Genomic DNA, 19,941 nt, shown 5'->3' with positions numbered 1-19,941 from the left:
GGCCTTCTGGCCCTGCCGTCAGGCGAAAAGCTCGTGCGCCAATTCCAGCGCGCTGACCAGCGCGTCGGCTTCCTCGACCGTGTTGTAAAGGCCGAAGGATGCCCGGCAGGACGCGGTGATCCCGAGGTGCTCCATCAACGGCATGGCGCAGTGGGTGCCGGCACGGACGGCGATGCCGCGCTTGTCGAGGATGGTGGAGATGTCGTGCGCATGGGCCGCCCCTTCCAGCGTGAAGGAGAAGATGGCCCCCTTCCCCGCCGAGTTCCCCTGCACGTTCAGCCAGTTGAGGCCCGCCAGCCGATCACGGGCATAGTCGCGCAGGGTGCGCTCATGCGTGGCGACATTGGCCATGCCGAGGCCCATCAGGTACTCAAGCGCTACGCCCAGCCCGATCTGGGGCACGATACCGGGGGTGCCGGCCTCGAACTTCATCGGCGGGTCGTTCCAGGTGACGGTGTCGCGGGTGACCTCGCGGATCATGTCGCCTCCGCCAAGGAAGGGGCGCATCTCGGCCTGGCGCTCGCGGCGGATGTAGATGCCGCCCGAGCCTGAGGGGCCGTAAAGCTTGTGGCCGGTGATGGCATAGAAGTCGCAGCCAAGCGCCTGGACATCGACCGGCATGTGCACTGCCGCCTGGGAGCCGTCGACGAGGACCGGCACGCCCTTTTCCCGCGCGCCGCGGCAGATCGCGGCCACGTCGACCACGGTGCCAAGGACGTTCGACATGTGGGTCACGGCGACGAGCTTCGTCCGGGGCCCGATCGCGTCGATCACCGCCTGGGGGTCGAGGTCGCCGTTCGCGTCGATCTCCACCCATTTCAGCACCACGCCCTGCCGTTCGCGCAGGAAGTGCCAGGGGACGATGTTGGCGTGATGCTCCATCACCGACAGCACGATCTCGTCCCCCGGCTGAAGGCGCGGGGCGGCCCAGGCATAGGAGACGAGGTTGATCGCCTCGGTCGTGCCGGTGGTGAAGACGATCTCTTCCTCGGACCCGGCGTTCAGGAAGCGGGCGAGGATGCCGCGGGTGGATTCGTACTTCTCGGTCGCGAGGTTCGACAGGTAGTGGAGGCCGCGGTGGACGTTGGCGTACTCGCCCTCGTAGGCGCGGGTCATCGCGTCGATCACCACGCGGGGCTTCTGCGCCGAGGCGCCGTTGTCGAGGTAGACGAGCGGCTTGCCGTTCACCTGCCGCGACAGGATCGGGAAGTCGGCGCGGATCTTCTGGACGTCATACATTGGCTATCAGGGCCTCCGGCCCGAAGAGAAGGATCATCACCATCGCCAGCAGGAAGCCTGCGGCAAGGGCGGTCAGCAGCATGACCAGGAAGACCATGCCGCGCGCGGTGAAGCCGTGCAGCTCGGCGATGAAGACGGTCATGAGCCAGAGGTAGATCCCGAAGCTGACCAGCCCGACGAGGCCTGCGACATCGGGCGAGATGGGCATGAGCACGAATTGCAGCAGCTGGAAGCCCAGCATGATCAGCTGCAGCCAGACGACGACCAGAAGCGCGTCGGCAAAGCTGCCCCGCCCACCGAAAGCGCGGCCCACCCGGTGCATGAGGAACACGGTCGCGGCCAGGAAGAGCCACTGGAACACTGCCGCCTGAATCGGGCTGCCGAGCATCAGCGCGCTGAACGGGTCCAGGCCTTCGGGGTTTCCGACATGCAGGCTTGCCAGAAGCGCCGAAAGGACGGCCACCAGCAGGAGGCCAGCGCTTCGGGCGCCCAGCGGCACGCCTTCGGCCAGAAGCGCCCGCGCGGCCCGCTGCGGGTCCTTAAGGGTCATCCGAGCCAGCTCGGCCATGCGCGCGCCAAGAGTCATCCGCGTTCCGCCTCGTGCAGGAGCGTGGCCCAAAGCCACAGGAAAGCCAGGCCGCCGATCCAGGTCACCGCCGACAGGGCCGGACCGGGGCCGATCATCCCGGCGACCAGCCCCTGCAGCAAAAGAAGCGGGCCGATCGCCGCCAGCGCCCAGAAAAGCGCGATGCGGGCCGAATACCAGCTTCCCTGCCCGCCGAATGCCCGTCCCAGAAGCCGGGAGAGCGCCGCGACCGCATAGGCGACCGGGATCAGGATCAGGACCCCGTAGGCCGTCGCAAGGATCCGGGGCAGCGCCGAAGGCTCACCCGCAAGGAAGGCGGCCCGGGCGGCAATGGGCCATTGGCCGACGAAGGCGAGGATCAGGAAGACCAGAAGCAGGCTGAATGCAAAGGGTTCGGATCGGCCGCGGGCGAGGTGCCGACGCAGCACCTCGCGCGGGCGGCGCCATGTGGCCACCATGTCCGTCGAGACGGTCATCCCCGGCCCCTCATCCTTTCGTGCCGTGGCGGGCCAGCCAGCGTTCCAGCCGGCCGATGATATCCTCGGCGATCGTCTCGTCCGCGATCTCCTGGATCGCCTCGGCCAGGAAGGCGAGCACCAGCAGCGCCTGCGCCGTCCGCCGCGGCACGCCGCGCGACTGCAGGTAGAAGAGCGCCGTCTCGTCGATGGCCCCCGAAGTGGAGCCGTGGCTGCACTTCACGTCGTCGGCGTAGATTTCCAGCTCGGGCTTGGCGAGGAACTGGCTGTCCTCGTCCAAGAGGAGCGACTGGCTGATCTGGTAACCGTCTGTCTTCTGCGCGCCGGGTTTCACCAGGATCTTGCCCTGGAAAACGCCGGTCGCGCCGTTCATCAGGACCTTCTTGAACACCTGGCGGCTTTCGCAGGCCTCGGCCGCATGGGTGATGAAGACGGTGTCGTCGTGGTGGAAGTCGCCGTCCCCGACCGTGGCGCCTGCAAGGTGGGCGCGGCCCTCGGCCCCGGCCAGTTCCACCACCGCCTCGTTGCGGGTCAGGCGGCCGTTGGCGGTCAGCGTGAAGGACCGCATCTCGGACCGGCTGCCGAGGCGGGCGAAGATATGCGTCACCGCGCGGCGCTGGTGATCGCGGCCCTGGATGCGGACATGGTGGAACTGCGCGCCGTCGGCCACGTCCACCTCCATCACCTTGGAGAAGCGCGCGGCGGCCGGGCCATTTTCCAGAAGCGTCAGCTCGGCGCCGGCCTCCAGCTTGATGCAGTGATGCAGGATCGCATCCGACGTGTCGGAGTCATGGACGTAGACCAGCGAGACCGGCTTGGCCGCCTTGCCCGTGACGTGGATCAGCACGCCGTCGGTCGCGAAGGCCGAGTTCAGGGCCGCGAAGGGGCGCGCAACCGGCGACTGACCCCGGGCCTCCAGGACGCCATAGGTGCCTTGCGCCCAATGGATGTCCTTGTTCCCCGCCTCGGCCAGCCGTTCGACGGTGACGCCGGACAGGCTCAGGTCGTCCGAGGAAGCAGGATCGAAGACCCCGTCGACGAAGACGATCTTGAGCCGGTCCATGCCATCGAAGGGGGCGGCCTCGTCCCCCGGTTCGAAACGGACAGCCACCGGCGCCTCGGGCGCATTCAGGCTGGCCGGATCGGTGTAGCGCCAGTATTCGTCGCGCCGGGCGGGCAGGCCCATGGCGCGCAGCCGGGCCAGCGCGTCGGTGCGGGCCGTGGCAAGCCACCCCTTGCCCGCCGGCAGGTCCAGCGCGGCCAGCCGGGCGGCCAGCGTGTCTTCCTTTGCCTTGGGCAGTGCCATCAGCCCACCTCGTTCAGGATGTCGGCATAGCCGTTCTGTTCGACTTCCAGCGCCAGCTCCGGCCCGCCGGTCTTGATGATCCGGCCCGCGGCCATGATGTGCACGACGTCCGGCTTGATGTGGTCGAGAAGCCGCTGGTAGTGGGTGATGACCAGGAAGGACCGCCCCTCGCTGCGAAGCGCGTTCACGCCATCCGAGACAAGCTTCATCGCGTCGACGTCGAGGCCGGAATCGGTCTCGTCCAGGATGCACATGCGGGGTTCCAGCATGGCCATCTGCAGGATTTCGTTGCGCTTTTTCTCGCCGCCGGAGAAACCGACATTGACCGGGCGCTTCAGCATATCGGCGTCGATCTTCAGGGTCTTGGCCTTTTCGCGGACAACCTTCAGGAAGTCGCCTGCGGACAGTTCTTCCTCGCCGCGCGCCTTGCGCTGCGCGTTAACGGCGGTGCGCAGGAAGGTCATGTTGCCGACGCCGGGGATTTCGACCGGGTACTGGAAGGCCAGGAAAAGACCCGCCGCGGCGCGTTCCTCGGGTTCCATCTCCAGAAGCTCCTGCCCGTCCAGAGTGGCGGAGCCTTCCGTCACCTCATAGCCGTCGCGGCCGGAGAGCACATAGGACAGGGTCGACTTGCCCGACCCGTTCGGACCCATGATGGCATGGACCTCGCCCGGGCCGATCTTCAGGTCGACCCCACGGAGGATCACCTTGTCCTCGTCCTCAAGTTTTACGTGCAGGTTGTTGATTTCCAGCATTTTTATGTCCTTCTGCGTCAGCGCGGATCGGTGAACCAGCCGATGGCCTGGGTGGCCATGTCGGGCGGGATCGCGCCGGGGGTGACGGTGAAGCGGGCCATGCGGCCCACCATTTCTTCCTTGCGGGCCAGGCGCTCGACCCCGTGGTAGTAGCGCCGCCTGAGGTAGTCATCGAAAAGCACCGTGACGGGCTTCGTCGCGCGAAGGAGCACGGCAACCAGGCAGGAGGCGCGGAACCGCCCGTCGATCAGCACCAGGTCGGGCTCGACGAAATCCGGCCGGTCCCAGACCGACAGGGCATAGCCGTGGAACTTGCGGAACTCGCGCGGCTTCATCGGGACGCCCCAAGGGCCGGTCGGGCCGACATCGGCCCAGTGGACATGCGCCTTGTCCGACAAAGAGGCGACGTGGTTGGCCATGCGTTCGGCCCAGTCCTTGTCGCTTTCCACGCTGAACACCGTCTTGCCAAGCTCTGCTGCAAGCACCGTCGAGCCGCCGCTGCCGTATTCAAGGATCGTCCCGGCCGCCTCGTAGTGGCGCACGAGGAACCGGCGCTCTTTCGGGGCGAAGGTCAGCGTGAAGCTGAGCTCCTCGGTCTCCTGTTCCATCTCTGCGTCCATGCCGCGCATGACCCTTGTTGACGGCGCCAGAACCCCTTCGTTCCGGAGCTCCCCTGTTTTCATGGCAATCTCGTCCAAGGCCGCCCGGACCAGACTGTCGACGCGGGCCTTGGCATCGGCCACGCCCGGCAATGCCATGAGCCGGTCGATTTCCCGCGTGACGGCCGCTTCCCAGTGAAGGATCGTCCGGTCCTCGGCCTCGTTGCGGTCGAAACGGTCGAAATAGGCGGGCGTGTGGCGCAGGTTCGGGCGGCGCGGGCCGGTCGAGACCATCCCCCTGCCCCGTGACGCCTTCAGGCGGAAGTGGTCCGGCGTGCGGACCGAGTAATGGTTGATCTGCGCCAGGTCCCAGCCGAATTCGCGCCGCGAGGAAAGGTTCGTGCGGCCCGTGTAGGGCTGCCGGGCAAGCCAGGGCGCGGTGCGCGGGTTCCGGGGGTCCAAGGGCTTGCCATTGCCGGCAAGGCAGTCGTCGGGTGTGACCTCCGCCCCTTCGACCAGACGCGGCAGGCCTGTGGAATTGGCCGAGAAGCCGGCGAACCTGCGGCCCGCGCGGAACAGGGGTTTTGTCTCCAGGTTGGCAACAAAGCCCAGCTTGGACGCGCCGACGAAATCCTCGGACAGATGGCGGCCAGAAAAGCTGTCGTTGCCGTTCGATCCGAAGAGCCGCCAGTTGAGCATCAGCCCATCCGCCTGGCCCAGACGCGCCACGAGGGCCTGGACGGTCCGGTCGCCGACGTGGACGTTGAGGAATTCATCGGCATCGAGCCAGAGATACCAGGTGTCGGGGCGATATCCGACCTCGGCTTCAAAGGCCTGCACGGCGGCTTCCTGCGGGGCTACGCCATGGCCGGGCGCGGTGCGCAGGAAAGTGATCTCTCCTGCCCTGGCCAGGGCCTCCAGCAGGTCATCCGAGCCGTCCGTTGATCCGTTGGAGACAATGACCACGCTGTCCACGCCGATCACGCGGTGGTAGGCCAGCCATTCCAGCACGAAGGGCCCCTCGTTGCGCATGGCCGAGACCAGAACGACCTCGGGCCGTTCCGCGTCCGGTTCCGCATGTGCAAGCGCCTGGGCCATGAAGGGTTCAGCCGACCGAGCCTTCCAGGCTGATCGCGACCAGGCTTTGCGCCTCCATCGCGAATTCCATCGGCAGGGCCTGCAGGACCTCCTTGCAGAAGCCGTTCACCACAAGGGCGACGGCCTCTTCCTCGTCCATCCCGCGCGAGCGGCAGTAGAAGAGCTGGTCGTCGTCCACCTTCGAGGTGGTCGCCTCATGTTCGACGCGCGAGGAATTGTTGCGCACTTCGATGTAGGGCACCGTGTGCGCCCCGCATTTGTCGCCGATCAGGAGACTGTCGCACTGGGTGTAGTTGCGGCTGTCCTTGGCCTTGGGGTGCATGGAAACCAGCCCCCGATAGGTGTTCTGCGCCCGGCCTGCGCTGATCCCCTTCGACACGATCCGCGACTTCGTCCGCTTGCCGAGGTGGACCATCTTCGTCCCCGTATCGGCCTGCTGGGCGTTGTTGGCGATGGCGATGGAGTAGAACTCGCCCTGAGAGTCATCGCCGCGCAGGATGCAAGAGGGGTACTTCCAGGTGATCGCGGACCCGGTTTCCACCTGCGTCCACATCACCTTGGCCCGGTCGCCCCGGCAATCGGCGCGCTTCGTCACGAAGTTGTAGATCCCGCCCAGCCCGTTCTCGTCGCCCGGATACCAGTTCTGGACGGTGGAGTATTTCACCTCGGCGTCCTTCAGGATCACGATTTCCACGACGGCGGCGTGCAGCTGGTTGGTGTCGCGCTTGGGCGCGGTGCAGCCTTCAAGGTAGCTGACGTAAGAGCCTTCGTCGGCGACGATCAGGGTGCGTTCGAACTGGCCGGTGTTTTCGGCGTTGATGCGGAAGTAGGTCGACAGCTCCATCGGGCATTTCACGCCCTTGGGGATGTAGACGAAGGAGCCGTCGGAGAAGACGGCGCTGTTCAGCGTCGCGAAGAAGTTGTCCGTGGGAGGGACGACGGAGCCCAGGTACTGCTTCACCAGCTCCGGGTGTTCCCGTACGGCCTCGGAGATCGAGCAGAAGATCACCCCCGCCTTTGCAAGTTCGGCCTTGAAGGTCGTGCCCACCGAGACGCTGTCGAACACGGCGTCCACCGCCACCTTGCGGGGCTCCGCTTCACCTTCAACTCCGGCCAGAAGCATCTGTTCCTTCAGCGGAATCCCAAGTTTCGCGTAAGTAGCCAGAAGCTTCGGATCGACCTCGTCCAGGGACTTCGGCTTCTGCGCCATGCTCTTCGGCTTGGCGTAGTAATACTGGTCCTGGTAGTCGATTTCCGGGTAGTTCAGCATCGCCCAGCGGGGCTCTTCCATCTTCTGCCAGCGGCGGAAGGCGTCGAGCCGCCAGTCGAGGAGCCATGCAGGCTCGCCGTTCTTCTGGCTGATGAGGCGCACGATGTCCTCGTTCAGGCCCTTCGGCGCATATTCCGTCTCGATCTCGGTTTCCCAGCCGTACTTGTACTTGCCGGCCATCGCCTGGACGGTCTCGATCGTCTCGCGGTCCACGCCTTCGCGCACCTCGGTTCCGTCGACAGTTTCCAAGACGTTCATCGGTTTTCCTTTCAGGCAGCCCGCGCGCGGGCCTTGGCATAGGCGGCGGCCCACACCCGGGCGAACCGCAGCACGTCGTCTTTCGTCACCCCCGGGCCGATGGAGACCCGGATCGCCTGCCCGGCAAGGGCTTCCGAAAAGCCCATCGCGGTCAGGACACGGCTGGCCCGCACCTTGCCCGAGGAACAGGCCGAGCCCGCCGAGACGGCGAAACCGGCCAGGTCCATCGCCATGACCTGAGTCTCCCCTTTCCAGCCGGGGGCAATCAGGCAGAGCGTGTTCGGCAGTCTAGGCAAACCATTCCCGACGGAAATAGTTTCTTTTGCCGCAGCCGACAACTCCGATTCTAGAATATTTCTAAGTTCGGCCACTTCGTCCCAGACGCCGTTGGCCAGATCCCGCGCGGCGGCCTCGGCGGCGGCGGCGAAACCGGCTATGCCGATCAGGTTCTCGGTGCCCGCCCTACGGCCCATTTCCTGCCCCCCGCCCTTCAGTTGCGGCGGAATGTCGATGCCCTGCCGGACGACCAGCGCGCCGATCCCCTTGGGACCGCCAAGCTTGTGCGCGCTGACAAGGCCCATGTCGCAGCCAAGCCAGTTGAATGCAATCGGGACCTTGCCGAAGGCCTGCGTCAGGTCGCTGACCGCCAGGCCCTGCGGCAGGTCCTGCAGGATGCCGGTCTCGGAATTCGCCAGCTGCAGCGCCGTCCGGGAGGGATCGCTGACCGCCACCCTGCCCTGTCCGTCAACGGGCAAAGTCGCATCGCACCAGGCGGCGACCGCGTCGTGCTCGACGGCTGCGCAGACCAGCCCGCGCCCCGCACAGGCCAGGGAGGCCGCCTCGGTCGCGCCCGAAGTGAAGACGATATCCGCCCCGTCGGCCCCCAGCGCGGCAGCAATCTTCGCCCGCGACTTCTCCATCAGCGCCTTGGCCGCGCGGCCCTCGGCATGGACCGAGGAGGGGTTGCCCACCACCTCCATCGCCGCGACCATCGCCGCCTTCGCCTCGGGGCGGAGGGGCGCGGTCGCGTTCCAGTCGAGGTAGGTCCGGTTCATTCCTCATCCACCACGCGGAAAAGCGAGGGGACGGCGGGGCAAGGGGTCAGATCGTTCTTCACCACGTCCGAAAGCCGCACCTGGTGCAGGAAGACGTAGACGTTGGCCGAAAGGCTTTCCCAGAGGCGATTGGTCAGCGACTGGGCGCGGGACCCGGACAGCCCGCCCGAAGCCCCTGCCCCGGTGTGCATCGCGTCCACCGTTTCCTCCACGGCCTCCATCACTTCACTGATGCGGATGTCGTTCGGGCTGCGCGCAAGCTTGTAGCCGCCGCCAGGGCCCCGCACTGCCTCGACAAGGCCCGCGCGGCGAAGCTTGACGAAAAGCTGTTCAAGGTAGGGAAGGCTGATGTCCTGCCGCTTGGAAATGGCCGCCAACGACACGAGGTCATCGCTTTTCGCCAGCGCCAGATCGGCCAGCGCCACCATCGCATAGCGTCCCTTGGTCGACAGCTTCATCCCGCCTCCTATCCCCACGGGGGAATCGCAATCACATTGACGCCGCGCGCGGGCGGCATTACCTCAGTCAAGCCCCGAAAGGGCGGGTCATGCCCGCTTTAGAACGGTTCTAGTTTGTCCGAGCGAAAGCGTCAAGAAATCGCTCCCGCATGAGAAGAGTGCAATGCCCGAAGTCATCTTCGCCGGCCCCGATGGACGCCTTGAAGGCCGCTATCATCCGCAAAAGGACCGCGACGCGCCGATTGCGATCGTCCTGCATCCGCATCCCGCTTACGGCGGGACGATGAACAACAAGGTTGTCTACAACCTTCACTACGCCTTCTACAACCTGGGCTTCACGGTCCTGCGCTTCAACTTCCGGGGCGTCGGTCGCAGCCAGGGCGAGTATGACCAGGGCATTGGCGAGCTGTCGGATGCCGCCAGCGCCCTGGACTACCTGCAGGCGATGAACCAGAACTCCAAGCAGTGCTGGGTCGCGGGCTTCAGCTTCGGCGCCTGGATCGGGATGCAGCTTCTGATGCGGCGGCCGGAAATCACCGGCTTCGTCTCGGTGGCGCCGCCCGCGAATCTGTACGACTTCTCGTTCCTCGCCCCCTGCCCGTCCTCGGGCCTGATCATCAACGGCACCGCCGACAAGGTCGCCCCGCCGAAGGACACCAAGACGCTGGTCTCCAAGCTGCATGAGCAGAAAGGGATCACCATCACCCATTCCGAGATCGAGGGTGCGGATCACTTCTTCAAGGATGAAGAGGCGCACATGAAGCCGATGATCCAGACGGTCAGCGACTACGTCCGCCGGAGGATGACGGAGGCGACCCGCTGATGGCCACGCTGCAGGAAATGGCCGACCAGTTGGCCGATGACGTCCTGGCCGCCGAGGCCGAGCTTGGCGACGACCGCTTCTACGAGAAGGTGGCCAAGGTTCTGATGGCCGCCTCGCCCACGTTCCAGGAGGCCTACATGACCTCGATCCGCGTGCGGCTTGCCGAACGCCGGGGGCGCGAGTTCCTGCAGCAGGCCCTGGCCGCCAAGCGCGGCGAGGTCGAGGAAGAACCGGTGGCCCCGGTCGACTTCGGCGGCATGGGCCATTGACGGACCGGCTGGAACGCCAGTTCGCCTTCCTGAACGAGGCTGACCGGCTGAAGCACGTCATGCGCGCGACGACCACCGTCGATGGCACTCGGCCGGAGAATTCGGGGGAACATTCCTGGCACCTCGCTTTGTATGCGCTGGTGCTGGCCGATCAGGCCGGGCCGGGGGTGGACATCAACCGGGTGATCCGGATGCTTCTGATCCACGACCTGGTCGAAATCGACGTCGGCGACGTGCCGATCCATTCGCAGAACGGCCAGGCGCATGGTTCTGTGGAGACGCAGGCTGCCGAGGCCAGGGCGGCGGACCGGATTTTCGGATTGCTTCCCAATGACCTCCGGGACGATCTTCGTGTGCTGTGGGAGGAGTTCGAAGCCGCTGAAACCCCTGACGCCCGCTTTGCCAAGAGCCTGGACCGCGTGCAGCCGGTGATGGCCAACCTGATGTCCGGTGGCGGGACCTGGACCACCTACAACGTGACCTTCGACCAACTGGAGGCCCGGGTGGGTTCCAAGATCGCCAAGGGCGCTCCTGCGCTTTGGGAGTGGGTCAAAGCCAAGGCCCGGCCCTGGTTCGGGTAGACTCCTCGTTCGACTTGGTCAGGGCGCCCCGGCGAGGAGTGACGCTTTCATCGACAAGCCGCCCCACAGGCTCTGCGGCATTTCGGTATACAATCGCATACCGGCCCTTCCCAGGCACCCGCTTTTCCGCTATGAGGCCGCCAGAGAATCCACAGGAGGCCGAGAATGTCGAAGATCAAGGTAGCCAACCCCGTCGTCGAGCTCGACGGCGACGAGATGACCCGGATCATCTGGGATTTCATCAAGAAGAAGCTGATCCTGCCCTATCTCGACATCGACCTGAAATACTACGACCTCGGGATCGAGGAGCGGGACCGCACCGACGACCAGATCACCATCGACGCGGCCAACGCCATCAAGCAGTACGGCGTCGGCGTCAAATGCGCGACGATCACCCCCGACGAGCAGCGGGTCGAGGAATTCGGCCTGAAGCAGATGTGGAAGTCCCCCAACGGCACGATCCGCAACATCCTCGGCGGCGTGATCTTCCGTGAGCCGATCATCTGCAAGAACGTGCCCCGCCTGGTGCCGCATTGGACCCGGCCCATCGTCGTCGGCCGCCACGCCTTTGGCGACCAGTACCGCGCGACGGATTTCAAGTTCCCGGGCAAGGGCAAGCTCACCATGAAGTTCGTCGGCGACGACGGCACGGTGATCGAGAAGGACGTCTACTCGGCCCCGTCGGCGGGCGTCTACATGGGGATGTACAACCTCGACGACTCGATCACCGACTTCGCCCGGGCGTCCCTGAACTATGGCCTGGTGCGGAACGTTCCGGTCTATCTGTCCACGAAGAACACCATCCTCAAGACCTATGACGGCCGCTTCAAGGACATCTTCCAGAAGGTCTTCGACGAGGAATTCGCCGAGGAATTCAAGAAGCGTGGCCTGACTTACGAACACCGACTGATCGACGACATGGTCGCCTCGGCGCTGAAATGGTCGGGCGGCTATGTCTGGGCCTGCAAGAACTACGACGGCGACGTGCAGTCCGACATCGTGGCGCAGGGCTTCGGCTCGCTGGGCCTGATGACCTCGGTCCTGATGACGCCAGATGGCAAGATCGTCGAAGCCGAAGCCGCGCACGGCACGGTGACCCGCCACTACCGCGAGCACCAGAAGGGCAAGCAGACCTCGACCAACTCCATCGCGTCGATCTACGCCTGGACCGGGGGCCTGAAGCACCGCGCGACGCTGGACAACAACGAAGCGCTGATGCGCTTTGCCACGACGTTGGAACAGGTGACGGTCCAGACGGTCGAGGATGGCTGGATGACCAAGGACCTAGCGCTCTTGGTGGGTCCGGACCAGAAGTGGCTGACCACCATGGGCTACCTGGAAAAGGTGGACGAATACCTGAACAAGGCGCTGAAGGGGTAAACGGTGCCACTGGCGTAGGGTGCGCTACAGCACACCATCCGGGGCCGGAGGGGAAACCTCCGGCCCTTTCCGTTACGCCCGATACTCCACCTGCACGAACCCGTTTCCCCAGGACCGCGCAGACACCAGTGTCAGGTCCACATCGCCCGCCCCGTGGCCCCAGAGCGGACGGCCCTGCCCCAGCAGCACCGGGATCAGCGTCACGATCACCCGCCGGACAAGCCCTTCGGCCAGGAAGCTCCGGATCGTCTGGCCGCCGTCGAGGTAGATGCGGCTCACGCCCTCGGCCGCCAGCTCTTCCAGCACTTCGCGAGGCGGTTTGCTGGTAACCCTGACCTGGTCCTTCAGCGCCTCGGGCACCGTCACGCGCTCCGGCGTCCGGCTCAGGACGACCACCGGGGTCTTGTAGGGCCATTCCGGGAAAGTCAGCACTTTCTCGAAACTTTCCCGCCCCATAACCATCGCGCCGATCCCATCCAGGAAGGCCGCATAGCCGAAATCGTCGCCCTCCGGCACCGGACGGCTGGTGAGCCAATGGATGTCCCCGTCGGGGCGTGCGATGAAACCGTCGAGACTGGTGGCAATGAACACTTCGGCCGATGGCAATTGCCCGGTCATGGTCGTCCTCCAATGGTGCGTTGCGAAAGACGGGCGGTCTAGCCGTGCAGCGCCAAGGCGTCAAGAACTTTACGGGAACGTAGTGCAGCCTTAGGACAGAATCATTGACTTTATTTGGGTCAGATTGTATGACCCATTTATTCGCAGGAGCCGCCGATGCCGGACCGTCCCGACCAGCTTTCCGAAAGCCCGCGCCACAGTGCGGTGGACGACGTGCAGGGGATCGCCTTCGGGGTGACGATGGCGGGCCTTGGAATGCATATCCTGACCCATATGGGCTTTGTCACGGGACAGACCACGGGGCTTGCCGTCCTGATCGCCCATTTCACCGGCCTGCCCTTCCCCGCCGTCTACTTCGCCGTCACCCTGCCCTTCCTGGGCCTCGCCTGGAAGCGCTTGGGGCCGCGGTTTGCCCTTCGGACCCTTGTCACCACCGCCGCGCTCTCCGCCCTGGTGGCGGTTCTGCCGAACTGGCTAGAGCTTGGCCGGATCGAGCCCGCCGTGGCCGCCGTCCTCTTCGGCCTTCTCTTCGGCATCGCGGCGCTGGCGGCGATCCGCCACGGCGGCAGCTTCGGGGGCCTCTCCGTCCTCTGGATCGAGCTCCAGGACCGGACCGGCTTTCCCGCGGGCCACGCACAGCTTCTGTCGGACATGGTGATCTTCGGTCTTGCGGCCCTTGTTATGCCCTTCGACACGCTGGCCTACAGCTTCCTTGGCGCGGCGGTCTTTTCGCTCTTTCTCGCCGTGAACCACCGCCGCGACCGTTACATTGCGGCCTGAGCGGGCGGGTCAAAGGTTAAGATTTCCCGAACGAAGATCGACAACCCATTGATATCTTTATGGTCCCATGGTTTGTCCACCGTGGACAGATTTGCCCCTCTGGCCAGCCGACGGAAAACCCTGTAAGGCCCCGCCAACCCTATAGGACGGACCCCATGGAACTGCGCAACATCGCGATCATCGCCCACGTCGACCACGGCAAGACCACGCTGGTGGACGAGCTTCTGAAGCAGTCGGGGGCCTTCCGCGACAACCAGGCGGTTTCCGAACGCGCCATGGATTCCAACGACATCGAACGCGAACGCGGGATCACCATCCTGGCCAAGTGCACCTCGGTGGAATGGAACGGCACCCGGATCAACATCGTCGACACCCCCGGCCACGCCGACTTCGGCGGCGAGGTGGAGCGGATCCTGTCGATGGTGGACGGGGTCTGCCTTCTGGTCGACGCCGCCGAAGGCCCGATGCCGCAGACGAAATTCGTGCTGACCAAAGCGCTGGCACTCGGCCTGCGGCCCATCGTGGTGCTGAACAAGGTCGACAAGCCCGACGCCGAACCCGACCGCGCGCTGAACGAGGTGTTCGACCTTTTCGCCAACCTCGGCGCGACGGATGAGCAGCTGGACTTCCCCCATGTCTACGCCTCGGGCCGCGCGGGCTGGGCGGACATGGAGCTTGACGGACCGCGCAAGGACCTGTCGGCCCTCTTCGACCTGATCGTCCGCCACGTCCCCGCCCCGAAGGTCCTGGCCCGTGTCGATGAGCCGTTCTCGATGCTGGCCACCACCCTCTCCGCCGACCCCTACCTCGGCCGAATCCTGACAGGCCGCGTCGAATCCGGCCGCATCGGGACCGGCACGACGCTGAAAGCCCTGTCGCGCGATGGCGAGCGGCTGGAGCAGTTCCGGGTGACCAAGATCCTCGCCTTCCGTGGCCTGTCGCAGACCCCGATCGACGAGGCCGTCGCCGGGGACATCGTGACGCTGGCCGGCATGACCAAGGCCACCGTCGCAGACACCCTCTGCGCGCTTGACGTGGACACGGCGCTGCCGTCGCAGCCCATCGACCCGCCGACCATCACCGTGACCTTCGGCATCAACGACTCGCCTCTGGCGGGCCGCGACGGCAACAAGGTCCAATCCCGCGTCATCCGCGACCGCCTGATGAAAGAGGCCGAGGTCAACGTGGCGATCAAGGTCGCCGACACCCCCGGCGGCGAGGCCTTCGAGGTCTCGGGCCGCGGCGAACTCCAGATGGGCGTGCTGATCGAGAACATGCGCCGCGAAGGGTTCGAGCTGTCGATCTCGCGCCCCCGCGTCATCATGAAGGACATCGATGGCGTGCGGCATGAGCCGATCGAAGAGGTCATCGTCGACGTGGACGACGAATACTCGGGCGCGGTCATCGACAAGCTGACCGGGGAACGCAAGGGCGACCTCGTGGAGATGAAGCCCGCGGGCGTCGGCAAGACCCGGATCATCGCGCATGTGCCGTCGCGCGGCCTCATCGGCTACCAGGGCCAGTTCCTGACCGACACGCGCGGAACGGGTGTGCTGAACCGCATCTTCCACGGCCACGCGCCGCACAAGGGCCCGATCCAGGGCCGGCGGCAGGGCGTGCTGATCTCGACCGAGGCCGGGGTGTCGGTGGCCTATGCCCTGTGGAACCTGGAAGAGCGCGGCCGCATGTTCATCGGCCCGCAGGAGCAGGTCTATACCGGGATGATCATCGGCGAGCACTCCCGCGACAACGACCTGGAAGTGAACCCGCTGAAGGGCAAGAAACTGACCAACGTCCGCGCGAGCGGAACGGACGAAGCGGTCCGTCTGACCCCGCACATCAAGATGTCGCTGGAAGAGGCGATCGCCTATATCGACGACGACGAGCTGGTGGAGGTCACGCCGAAGATCATCCGCCTGCGGAAGCGCGAGCTGGACCCGAACGAGCGGAAGCGGGCGTCGCGGAAGGAGTGACGTCAGAAATCTGTCACAAACCCGTGGCACGCTGCGGGCGATGTCAGAGACGACCGTCGAGCTTGCCAATGTGCACTCCACCGCCAAGCGGATGGTGCTGGGCGTAATTGGCCTCGGCGTCGCTGTCTTCCCGATCTGGGACCTCTGGCCGGGATTTGCCTCCCTCTCCCTGGTGTCGCCGGTGTTCTGGATCATCGGGTTGGGGGCTGCCGGCATAGGCATGGCTTTGCTTGCCGCGGCGATCTTCGGGCCTTCGGTCGTGCTCCGCATCGGGCCGGAGGGTATCGTGCTTCATCATGAGAGTCCTCTGCGCCGCAGCGCCAACCGGCTTCCACCAGAGGCTCTGGGTCCGATCCGGGTCGAGCGGCATGAGTGGAGCGAGGGGCCGGCCACCTGGCGCGTGACGGTGGGGCTCAAGGGCTCGAAGCCCTTGGTATCCGAGGATTTTCGCGATCCCGCCGGAGCCGAGCAATTGGCGGCCCGCCTGGCATCGGCCTTGGGCCGGTCGGTGTAGCAGTCAGGCCGCGGCAGCCAGCCTGCAGGGCAGGAAATCCTCGACCATCGCAGTCTCGCCGTCGAAGGTGCAGAAGCTGGCGGGCGGGACTTCCTCCCAGCCGTGCTCCTCGGCTTCCAGGGGTTCGGAGACCACCGCCCTGCCCTGCCGGCTGTCGGACCAGCGGTGATAGAGCGATGGCGCCGCGTCGTCGGTGGCGTAGCGCACGGCATAGAGGCGCTGGCCGTCCGACAAGGCCGCCGTCATCCGCAGATGCGGGGCCGTGCCCTTCTGGCGGGCGAGGCGGATGAACCTTGCCGCCGCCCGCTCCAGGGCACCACGGGGGTCGGCATCCAGCCCCTCGGCCAAGGCCACCAGGAAAAGCGCCTCGCTGTCGGTCGCGCCTTTGCGGTGCGGATAAAGATGCTCTGGGATCATCATGTCCGCATCGCGGCGGAAGGCGTCATAGCCGCCGACCTGGCCGTTGTGCATGAAGCTCCACTTGCCATGCGTGAAGGGATGGCAGTTGTTGCGGCTGGTGGCAGTGCCAGTCGAGGCGCGGACATGGGCGAGGAACAGGTGCGACTGGACCTGCGCTGTCAGGCTTTTCAGGTTCGGGTCCGACCAGGCCGGCAGGACGTCGCGGAAAAGGCCGGGTTCAGGCTTCGCGCCGTACCAGGCGATGCCAAAGCCATCGGCGTTGATCGCCGTGTGGCATTGGGTGGCGCAGTGCGACTGGTGGATCAGCGAGTGACCGGGGCGGCTCACGATCTCCTCCAGGAAGATCGGCGCGCCGGTGTAGGCGGCCCAGCGGCACATCAGCCTGCCCTCGTCGAATGGATCATCTGCCCGGCCCTTCTTTTTCCGCAAGTCTAGCAGAAATCGAACAGGCCGGGGAAGTCAGTGCCGACAATTTGAGGAAAACCTTACTCGATCTCCTCGACGACCATCAGGTCCCGGGTGCTGGCGCCCTTCGCAAAGGCCAAGGCGGCCTGGTAGGCGGGGGAGTTGTAGCACTCCACCGCCTTCTCCAGGCTCGGGAAGCGGGCGACGACGTTGCGCGGGCGGTCGTTGCCTTCCAGCTGGACATAGCGGCCACCGCGGGCCAGGAAGACGCCGCCGTGAGCCGCAATGGCCTCGGTCGCGCCCTTGGCGTATTTCGCGTAGGCCTCGGTGTCGGTGACGTGGACGTGGGCGATCCAGAGGGCGGTGGGCATCTCAGGCTCCAATCGCGGCTTCGGCCGCCTTGATGGCCGCATCGGCCTGGGCGATATCCGCGCCCCCGGCTTGTGCGAGGTCGGGACGGCCCCCGCCGCCCTTGCCGCCAAGGGCTTCGGCTGCGGCCTTGACCAGCGTCACGGCGGAGAGCTTCGCGGTCAGGTCCTGGGTGACGCCTGCGGCCACGGCAGGTTTCGCGCCGGTGTCGGCAATCAGCAGCACCGCACCCGAACCGAGGCGGGCCTTCATCTCGTCGATCAGCGCCGGAAGGTCCTTGCCCGAGACGCCCGAAAGCACTTGAGCAACGAACTTCACTCCGTTGATTTCCTTGGCTTCCGGGCCTGCGGCCTTGCCGCCCATCGCCACCTCGCGGCGCAATTGCGCGACCTCGTTCGCCAGCGCCTTCCGTTCCTCGAAGAGCGCGCGAATGCGGTCGGCAAGCTCGCTGGCCGGGGCCTTGATGATCGCCGCGATGTCGTTCAGCCGTGCGTCCTGCTGGCGCAAGTGGTCCAGCGCGGCCTGCCCGGTCAGTGCCTCGATCCGGCGGACGCCGGCCGAGGACGCGCTTTCTGACAGGATGACCATGGACCCGATATCTCCGGTGCGGGTGACATGGGTGCCGCCGCAGAGTTCCAGGGAGTAGGTCTTGCCGTCCGTGCCCTTGCCCGAGCCGTCCAGCGTACCCATCGAGACGACGCGGACTTCCTCGCCATATTTCTCCCCGAACAGCGCCTGCGCGCCGATGGCACGGGCGTCGTCGGGGGTCATGATCCGGGTCTCGACGGGCGAGTTCTGGCGGATGAAGGCGTTGACCTCGGCTTCGATGGTTTGCAGGTCCGGGGCGGAGATCGCCGCCGAATGGCTGAAATCGAAGCGCAACCGGTCGGCGGCGTTGAGCGAGCCCCGCTGGGCCACATGATCGCCGAGGGTCCGGCGCAGCGCCTCATGCAACAGGTGCGTCGCCGAATGGTTGGCGCGGATCGCCGAGCGGCGGCTGTGCGCGACCTCCAGCTTTGCCGGTTGTCCTTTCAGAACAGTGCCTTCCGTGACCTTTGCAATGTGGATGAAGACCCCGGCAGCCTTCTTCACATCGGTCACTTCGGCAGTGCCGGTCTGGGTGCGGATCAGGCCCGCATCGCCCACCTGGCCGCCGGATTCGGCGTAGAACGGGGTCTGGTTGACGACAATCTGGACGGTCTGGCCGGTCTGCGCATCGCCGACCGCCGCGCCGTCACGGACCAGCGCGGTGATCACGCCCTCGGCCGTCTCGGTGTCGTAGCCGAGGAATTCGGTCACGCCATGCTCTTCCGCCAGGTCGAACCAGATCTTCGCGTCCCCGGCAGCCCCGGTGCCCTGCCAGGCCGCGCGGGCCTTGGCTTTCTGTTCCGCCATCGCCGCGTCGAAGCCCTGGACGTCAACTTCACGCCCCTTCTCGCGCAGCGCGTCCTGGGTCAGGTCGAGCGGGAAGCCGTAGGTGTCGTAAAGCTTGAACGCCGCCGCGCCCGGCAGAGCCGCGCCTTCGGCAAGGCCGGACAGTTCGTCGTCCAGAAGCCGCAGGCCGCGGTCGAGGGTCTGCTTGAACTTGGTCTCCTCGGTCCGCAGCGTCTCTTCGATCAGCGACTGGGCGCGGCTGAGTTCCGGGTAGGCACCGCCCATCTGGCGGACCAGTGCCGGGACCAGGCGGTGCATCACCGGGTCCTGGGCACCCAGCATGTGGGCGTGGCGCATCGCGCGGCGCATGATGCGGCGGAGGACGTAGCCTCGGCCTTCGTTCGAGGGCATCACGCCGTCAGCGATCAGGAAGGAGGTCGACCGCAGGTGGTCGGCGATCACGCGGTGGTGGATTTTTCCCGGCCCGTCAGGGTCTTGGCTGGTGACGTTCGCGCTGGCCTCGATCAGGCTGCGCATCAGGTCGGTGTCGTAGTTGTCGTGCTTGCCCTGCAGCAGCGCCCCGATCCGTTCCAGCCCCATGCCGGTGTCGATCGACTGCATCTCCAAGGGAACCAGCCGCCCGTCGGCGAACTGTTCGTTCTGCATGAAGACGTTGTTCCAGATCTCGATGAACCGGTCGCCATCCTCTTCGGCCGACCCCGGAGGGCCGCCCCAGATCGACGGGCCGTGGTCGTAGAAGATTTCCGTGCAGGGGCCGCAAGGACCCGTCGGTCCCATGCGCCAGAAGTTGTCGTCACTGGCGATGCGGATGATCCGGTCGTCGGTCAGGCCCGAGACCTTCTTCCAGATCCCCGCGGCCTCGTCATCGGTGTGGTAGACGGTGACCAGAAGCTTGTCCTTGGCCAGGCCGAAGTCCTTGGTCAGAAGCTCCCACGCGAAGGCGATGGCCTGTTCCTTGAAATAGTCGCCGAAGGAGAAATTTCCCAGCATTTCGAAGAAGGTATGGTGCCGCGCGGTGTAGCCCACGTTGTCAAGGTCGTTGTGCTTGCCCCCGGCCCGCACGCATTTCTGGGCGGTCGTGGCGCGCTTGTAGTCCCGCGTCTCGACGCCGGTGAAGAGGTTCTTGAACTGCACCATGCCCGAGTTGGTGAACATCAGCGTCGGGTCGTTCCGCGGCACCAGGGGCGATGAGTCCACCACCCGGTGGTCGTTCCGGCGGAAGAAGTCCAGGTAGGTGGAGCGGATGTCGTTCAGCGAGGCCATGTGGGGGCGGTCCTTCGGGCGAAAACGGAAATTCGGTCCCCCATGTAGCCC

The 19,941-nt window shown here is 65.8% G+C and carries 20 protein-coding genes; 7 read left to right on the top strand and 13 right to left on the bottom strand.

The window, feature by feature from the left end; all coding sequences use genetic code 11:
* Window positions 1-18: 18 nt before the first annotated feature.
* Genes ACE3Q6_RS11950 through ACE3Q6_RS11910 form a run of 9 tightly spaced genes read right to left on the bottom strand, consistent with a single transcriptional unit; the run spans window position 19 to window position 9,100 of the window.
* Complete coding sequence (locus ACE3Q6_RS11950) at window positions 19-1,239, bottom strand: cysteine desulfurase (RefSeq protein ID WP_374432466.1); 1,221 nt, start codon at window positions 1,237-1,239, stop codon at window positions 19-21.
* Complete coding sequence (locus ACE3Q6_RS11945; RefSeq protein ID WP_374432465.1) at window positions 1,232-1,807, bottom strand: YIP1 family protein; 576 nt, start codon at window positions 1,805-1,807, stop codon at window positions 1,232-1,234. The genes ACE3Q6_RS11950 and ACE3Q6_RS11945 overlap by 8 nt, the downstream gene beginning before the upstream one ends.
* A gap of 14 nt (window positions 1,808-1,821) precedes the next feature.
* A complete protein-coding gene (locus ACE3Q6_RS11940) occupies window positions 1,822-2,301 on the bottom strand; it encodes a YIP1 family protein (protein WP_374432463.1) in 480 nt (159 codons plus the stop codon).
* Window positions 2,302-2,311: 10 nt separating this feature from the next.
* Window positions 2,312-3,607, bottom strand: a complete 1,296-nt coding sequence (sufD, locus tag ACE3Q6_RS11935) for a Fe-S cluster assembly protein SufD (RefSeq protein WP_374432462.1) — start codon at window positions 3,605-3,607, stop codon at window positions 2,312-2,314.
* Window positions 3,607-4,362: a Fe-S cluster assembly ATPase SufC gene (gene sufC, locus ACE3Q6_RS11930; RefSeq protein WP_374432461.1), complete on the bottom strand. Its 756-nt coding sequence runs from the start codon at window positions 4,360-4,362 to the stop codon at window positions 3,607-3,609. The genes sufD and sufC overlap by 1 nt, the downstream gene beginning before the upstream one ends.
* 17 nt (window positions 4,363-4,379) lie before the next feature.
* The gene (locus ACE3Q6_RS11925; protein ID WP_374432460.1) at window positions 4,380-6,059 is read right to left on the bottom strand and encodes a glycosyltransferase family 2 protein; all 1,680 of its coding nucleotides are present in this window, start codon (window positions 6,057-6,059) and stop codon (window positions 4,380-4,382) included.
* A gap of 7 nt (window positions 6,060-6,066) precedes the next feature.
* On the bottom strand, window positions 6,067-7,587 hold the full coding sequence (gene sufB, locus ACE3Q6_RS11920) for a Fe-S cluster assembly protein SufB (RefSeq protein ID WP_374432459.1): 1,521 nt from the start codon (window positions 7,585-7,587) through the stop codon (window positions 6,067-6,069).
* Window positions 7,588-7,598: 11 nt separating this feature from the next.
* Window positions 7,599-8,642: a cysteine desulfurase family protein gene (locus tag ACE3Q6_RS11915; protein WP_374432458.1), complete on the bottom strand. Its 1,044-nt coding sequence runs from the start codon at window positions 8,640-8,642 to the stop codon at window positions 7,599-7,601.
* A complete protein-coding gene (locus ACE3Q6_RS11910; RefSeq protein ID WP_374432457.1) occupies window positions 8,639-9,100 on the bottom strand; it encodes an Rrf2 family transcriptional regulator in 462 nt (153 codons plus the stop codon). Before ACE3Q6_RS11910 ends, ACE3Q6_RS11915 begins: the two co-directional genes overlap by 4 nt.
* A gap of 163 nt (window positions 9,101-9,263) precedes the next feature.
* Here ACE3Q6_RS11910 and ACE3Q6_RS11905 point away from each other — a divergent pair, with 163 nt between their 5' ends.
* The 4 genes from ACE3Q6_RS11905 to ACE3Q6_RS11890 all read left to right on the top strand — a co-directional run bounded on the left by ACE3Q6_RS11905 (window position 9,264) and on the right by ACE3Q6_RS11890 (window position 12,153).
* Window positions 9,264-9,923 carry an alpha/beta hydrolase gene (locus tag ACE3Q6_RS11905; RefSeq protein ID WP_374432456.1) on the top strand — a complete coding sequence of 220 codons (660 nt, stop codon included), beginning with the start codon at window positions 9,264-9,266 and terminating at the stop codon, window positions 9,921-9,923.
* Complete coding sequence (locus tag ACE3Q6_RS11900) at window positions 9,923-10,192, top strand: hypothetical protein (RefSeq protein ID WP_374432455.1); 270 nt, start codon at window positions 9,923-9,925, stop codon at window positions 10,190-10,192. The genes ACE3Q6_RS11905 and ACE3Q6_RS11900 overlap by 1 nt, the downstream gene beginning before the upstream one ends.
* The gene (locus ACE3Q6_RS11895; RefSeq protein ID WP_374432454.1) at window positions 10,189-10,773 is read left to right on the top strand and encodes an HD family hydrolase; all 585 of its coding nucleotides are present in this window, start codon (window positions 10,189-10,191) and stop codon (window positions 10,771-10,773) included. The genes ACE3Q6_RS11900 and ACE3Q6_RS11895 overlap by 4 nt, the downstream gene beginning before the upstream one ends.
* A 165-nt stretch (window positions 10,774-10,938) precedes the next feature.
* A complete protein-coding gene (locus tag ACE3Q6_RS11890) occupies window positions 10,939-12,153 on the top strand; it encodes an NADP-dependent isocitrate dehydrogenase (RefSeq protein ID WP_374432453.1) in 1,215 nt (404 codons plus the stop codon).
* Between the two features lie 72 nt (window positions 12,154-12,225).
* Here the strand turns inward: ACE3Q6_RS11890 and ACE3Q6_RS11885 are convergent, their stop codons facing one another.
* The gene (locus ACE3Q6_RS11885; RefSeq protein ID WP_374432452.1) at window positions 12,226-12,771 is read right to left on the bottom strand and encodes a dihydrofolate reductase family protein; all 546 of its coding nucleotides are present in this window, start codon (window positions 12,769-12,771) and stop codon (window positions 12,226-12,228) included.
* A gap of 156 nt (window positions 12,772-12,927) precedes the next feature.
* Here ACE3Q6_RS11885 and ACE3Q6_RS11880 point away from each other — a divergent pair, with 156 nt between their 5' ends.
* From ACE3Q6_RS11880 to ACE3Q6_RS11870, 3 genes are all read left to right on the top strand, one after another.
* The gene (locus ACE3Q6_RS11880; RefSeq protein ID WP_374432451.1) at window positions 12,928-13,551 is read left to right on the top strand and encodes a YitT family protein; all 624 of its coding nucleotides are present in this window, start codon (window positions 12,928-12,930) and stop codon (window positions 13,549-13,551) included.
* Window positions 13,552-13,706: 155 nt separating this feature from the next.
* On the top strand, window positions 13,707-15,524 hold the full coding sequence (typA, locus tag ACE3Q6_RS11875; protein WP_374432450.1) for a translational GTPase TypA: 1,818 nt from the start codon (window positions 13,707-13,709) through the stop codon (window positions 15,522-15,524).
* A 40-nt stretch (window positions 15,525-15,564) separates the two neighbouring features.
* On the top strand, window positions 15,565-16,038 hold the full coding sequence (locus tag ACE3Q6_RS11870; protein ID WP_374432449.1) for a hypothetical protein: 474 nt from the start codon (window positions 15,565-15,567) through the stop codon (window positions 16,036-16,038).
* 3 nt (window positions 16,039-16,041) lie between these two features.
* Here ACE3Q6_RS11870 and ACE3Q6_RS11865 read toward each other — a convergent pair whose 3' ends face one another.
* From ACE3Q6_RS11865 to alaS, 3 genes are all read right to left on the bottom strand, one after another.
* Window positions 16,042-16,836, bottom strand: coding sequence for a class II glutamine amidotransferase (locus ACE3Q6_RS11865; RefSeq protein WP_374432448.1), 795 nt, complete (start codon window positions 16,834-16,836; stop codon window positions 16,042-16,044).
* Window positions 16,837-16,943: 107 nt separating this feature from the next.
* On the bottom strand, window positions 16,944-17,234 hold the full coding sequence (locus ACE3Q6_RS11860) for a DUF1330 domain-containing protein (protein WP_374432447.1): 291 nt from the start codon (window positions 17,232-17,234) through the stop codon (window positions 16,944-16,946).
* Window position 17,235: 1 nt separating this feature from the next.
* Window positions 17,236-19,890, bottom strand: a complete 2,655-nt coding sequence (gene alaS, locus ACE3Q6_RS11855) for an alanine--tRNA ligase (RefSeq protein WP_374432446.1) — start codon at window positions 19,888-19,890, stop codon at window positions 17,236-17,238.
* Window positions 19,891-19,941 lie beyond the last annotated feature (51 nt).

This window comes from Tabrizicola sp., from assembly GCF_041913445.1.
In the GTDB taxonomy this organism is placed as follows: Bacteria; Pseudomonadota; Alphaproteobacteria; order Rhodobacterales; family Rhodobacteraceae; genus Tabrizicola.
Note: the sequence above shows the minus strand (reverse complement) of the source record. Positions and strands in the feature narration are given on the sequence as shown.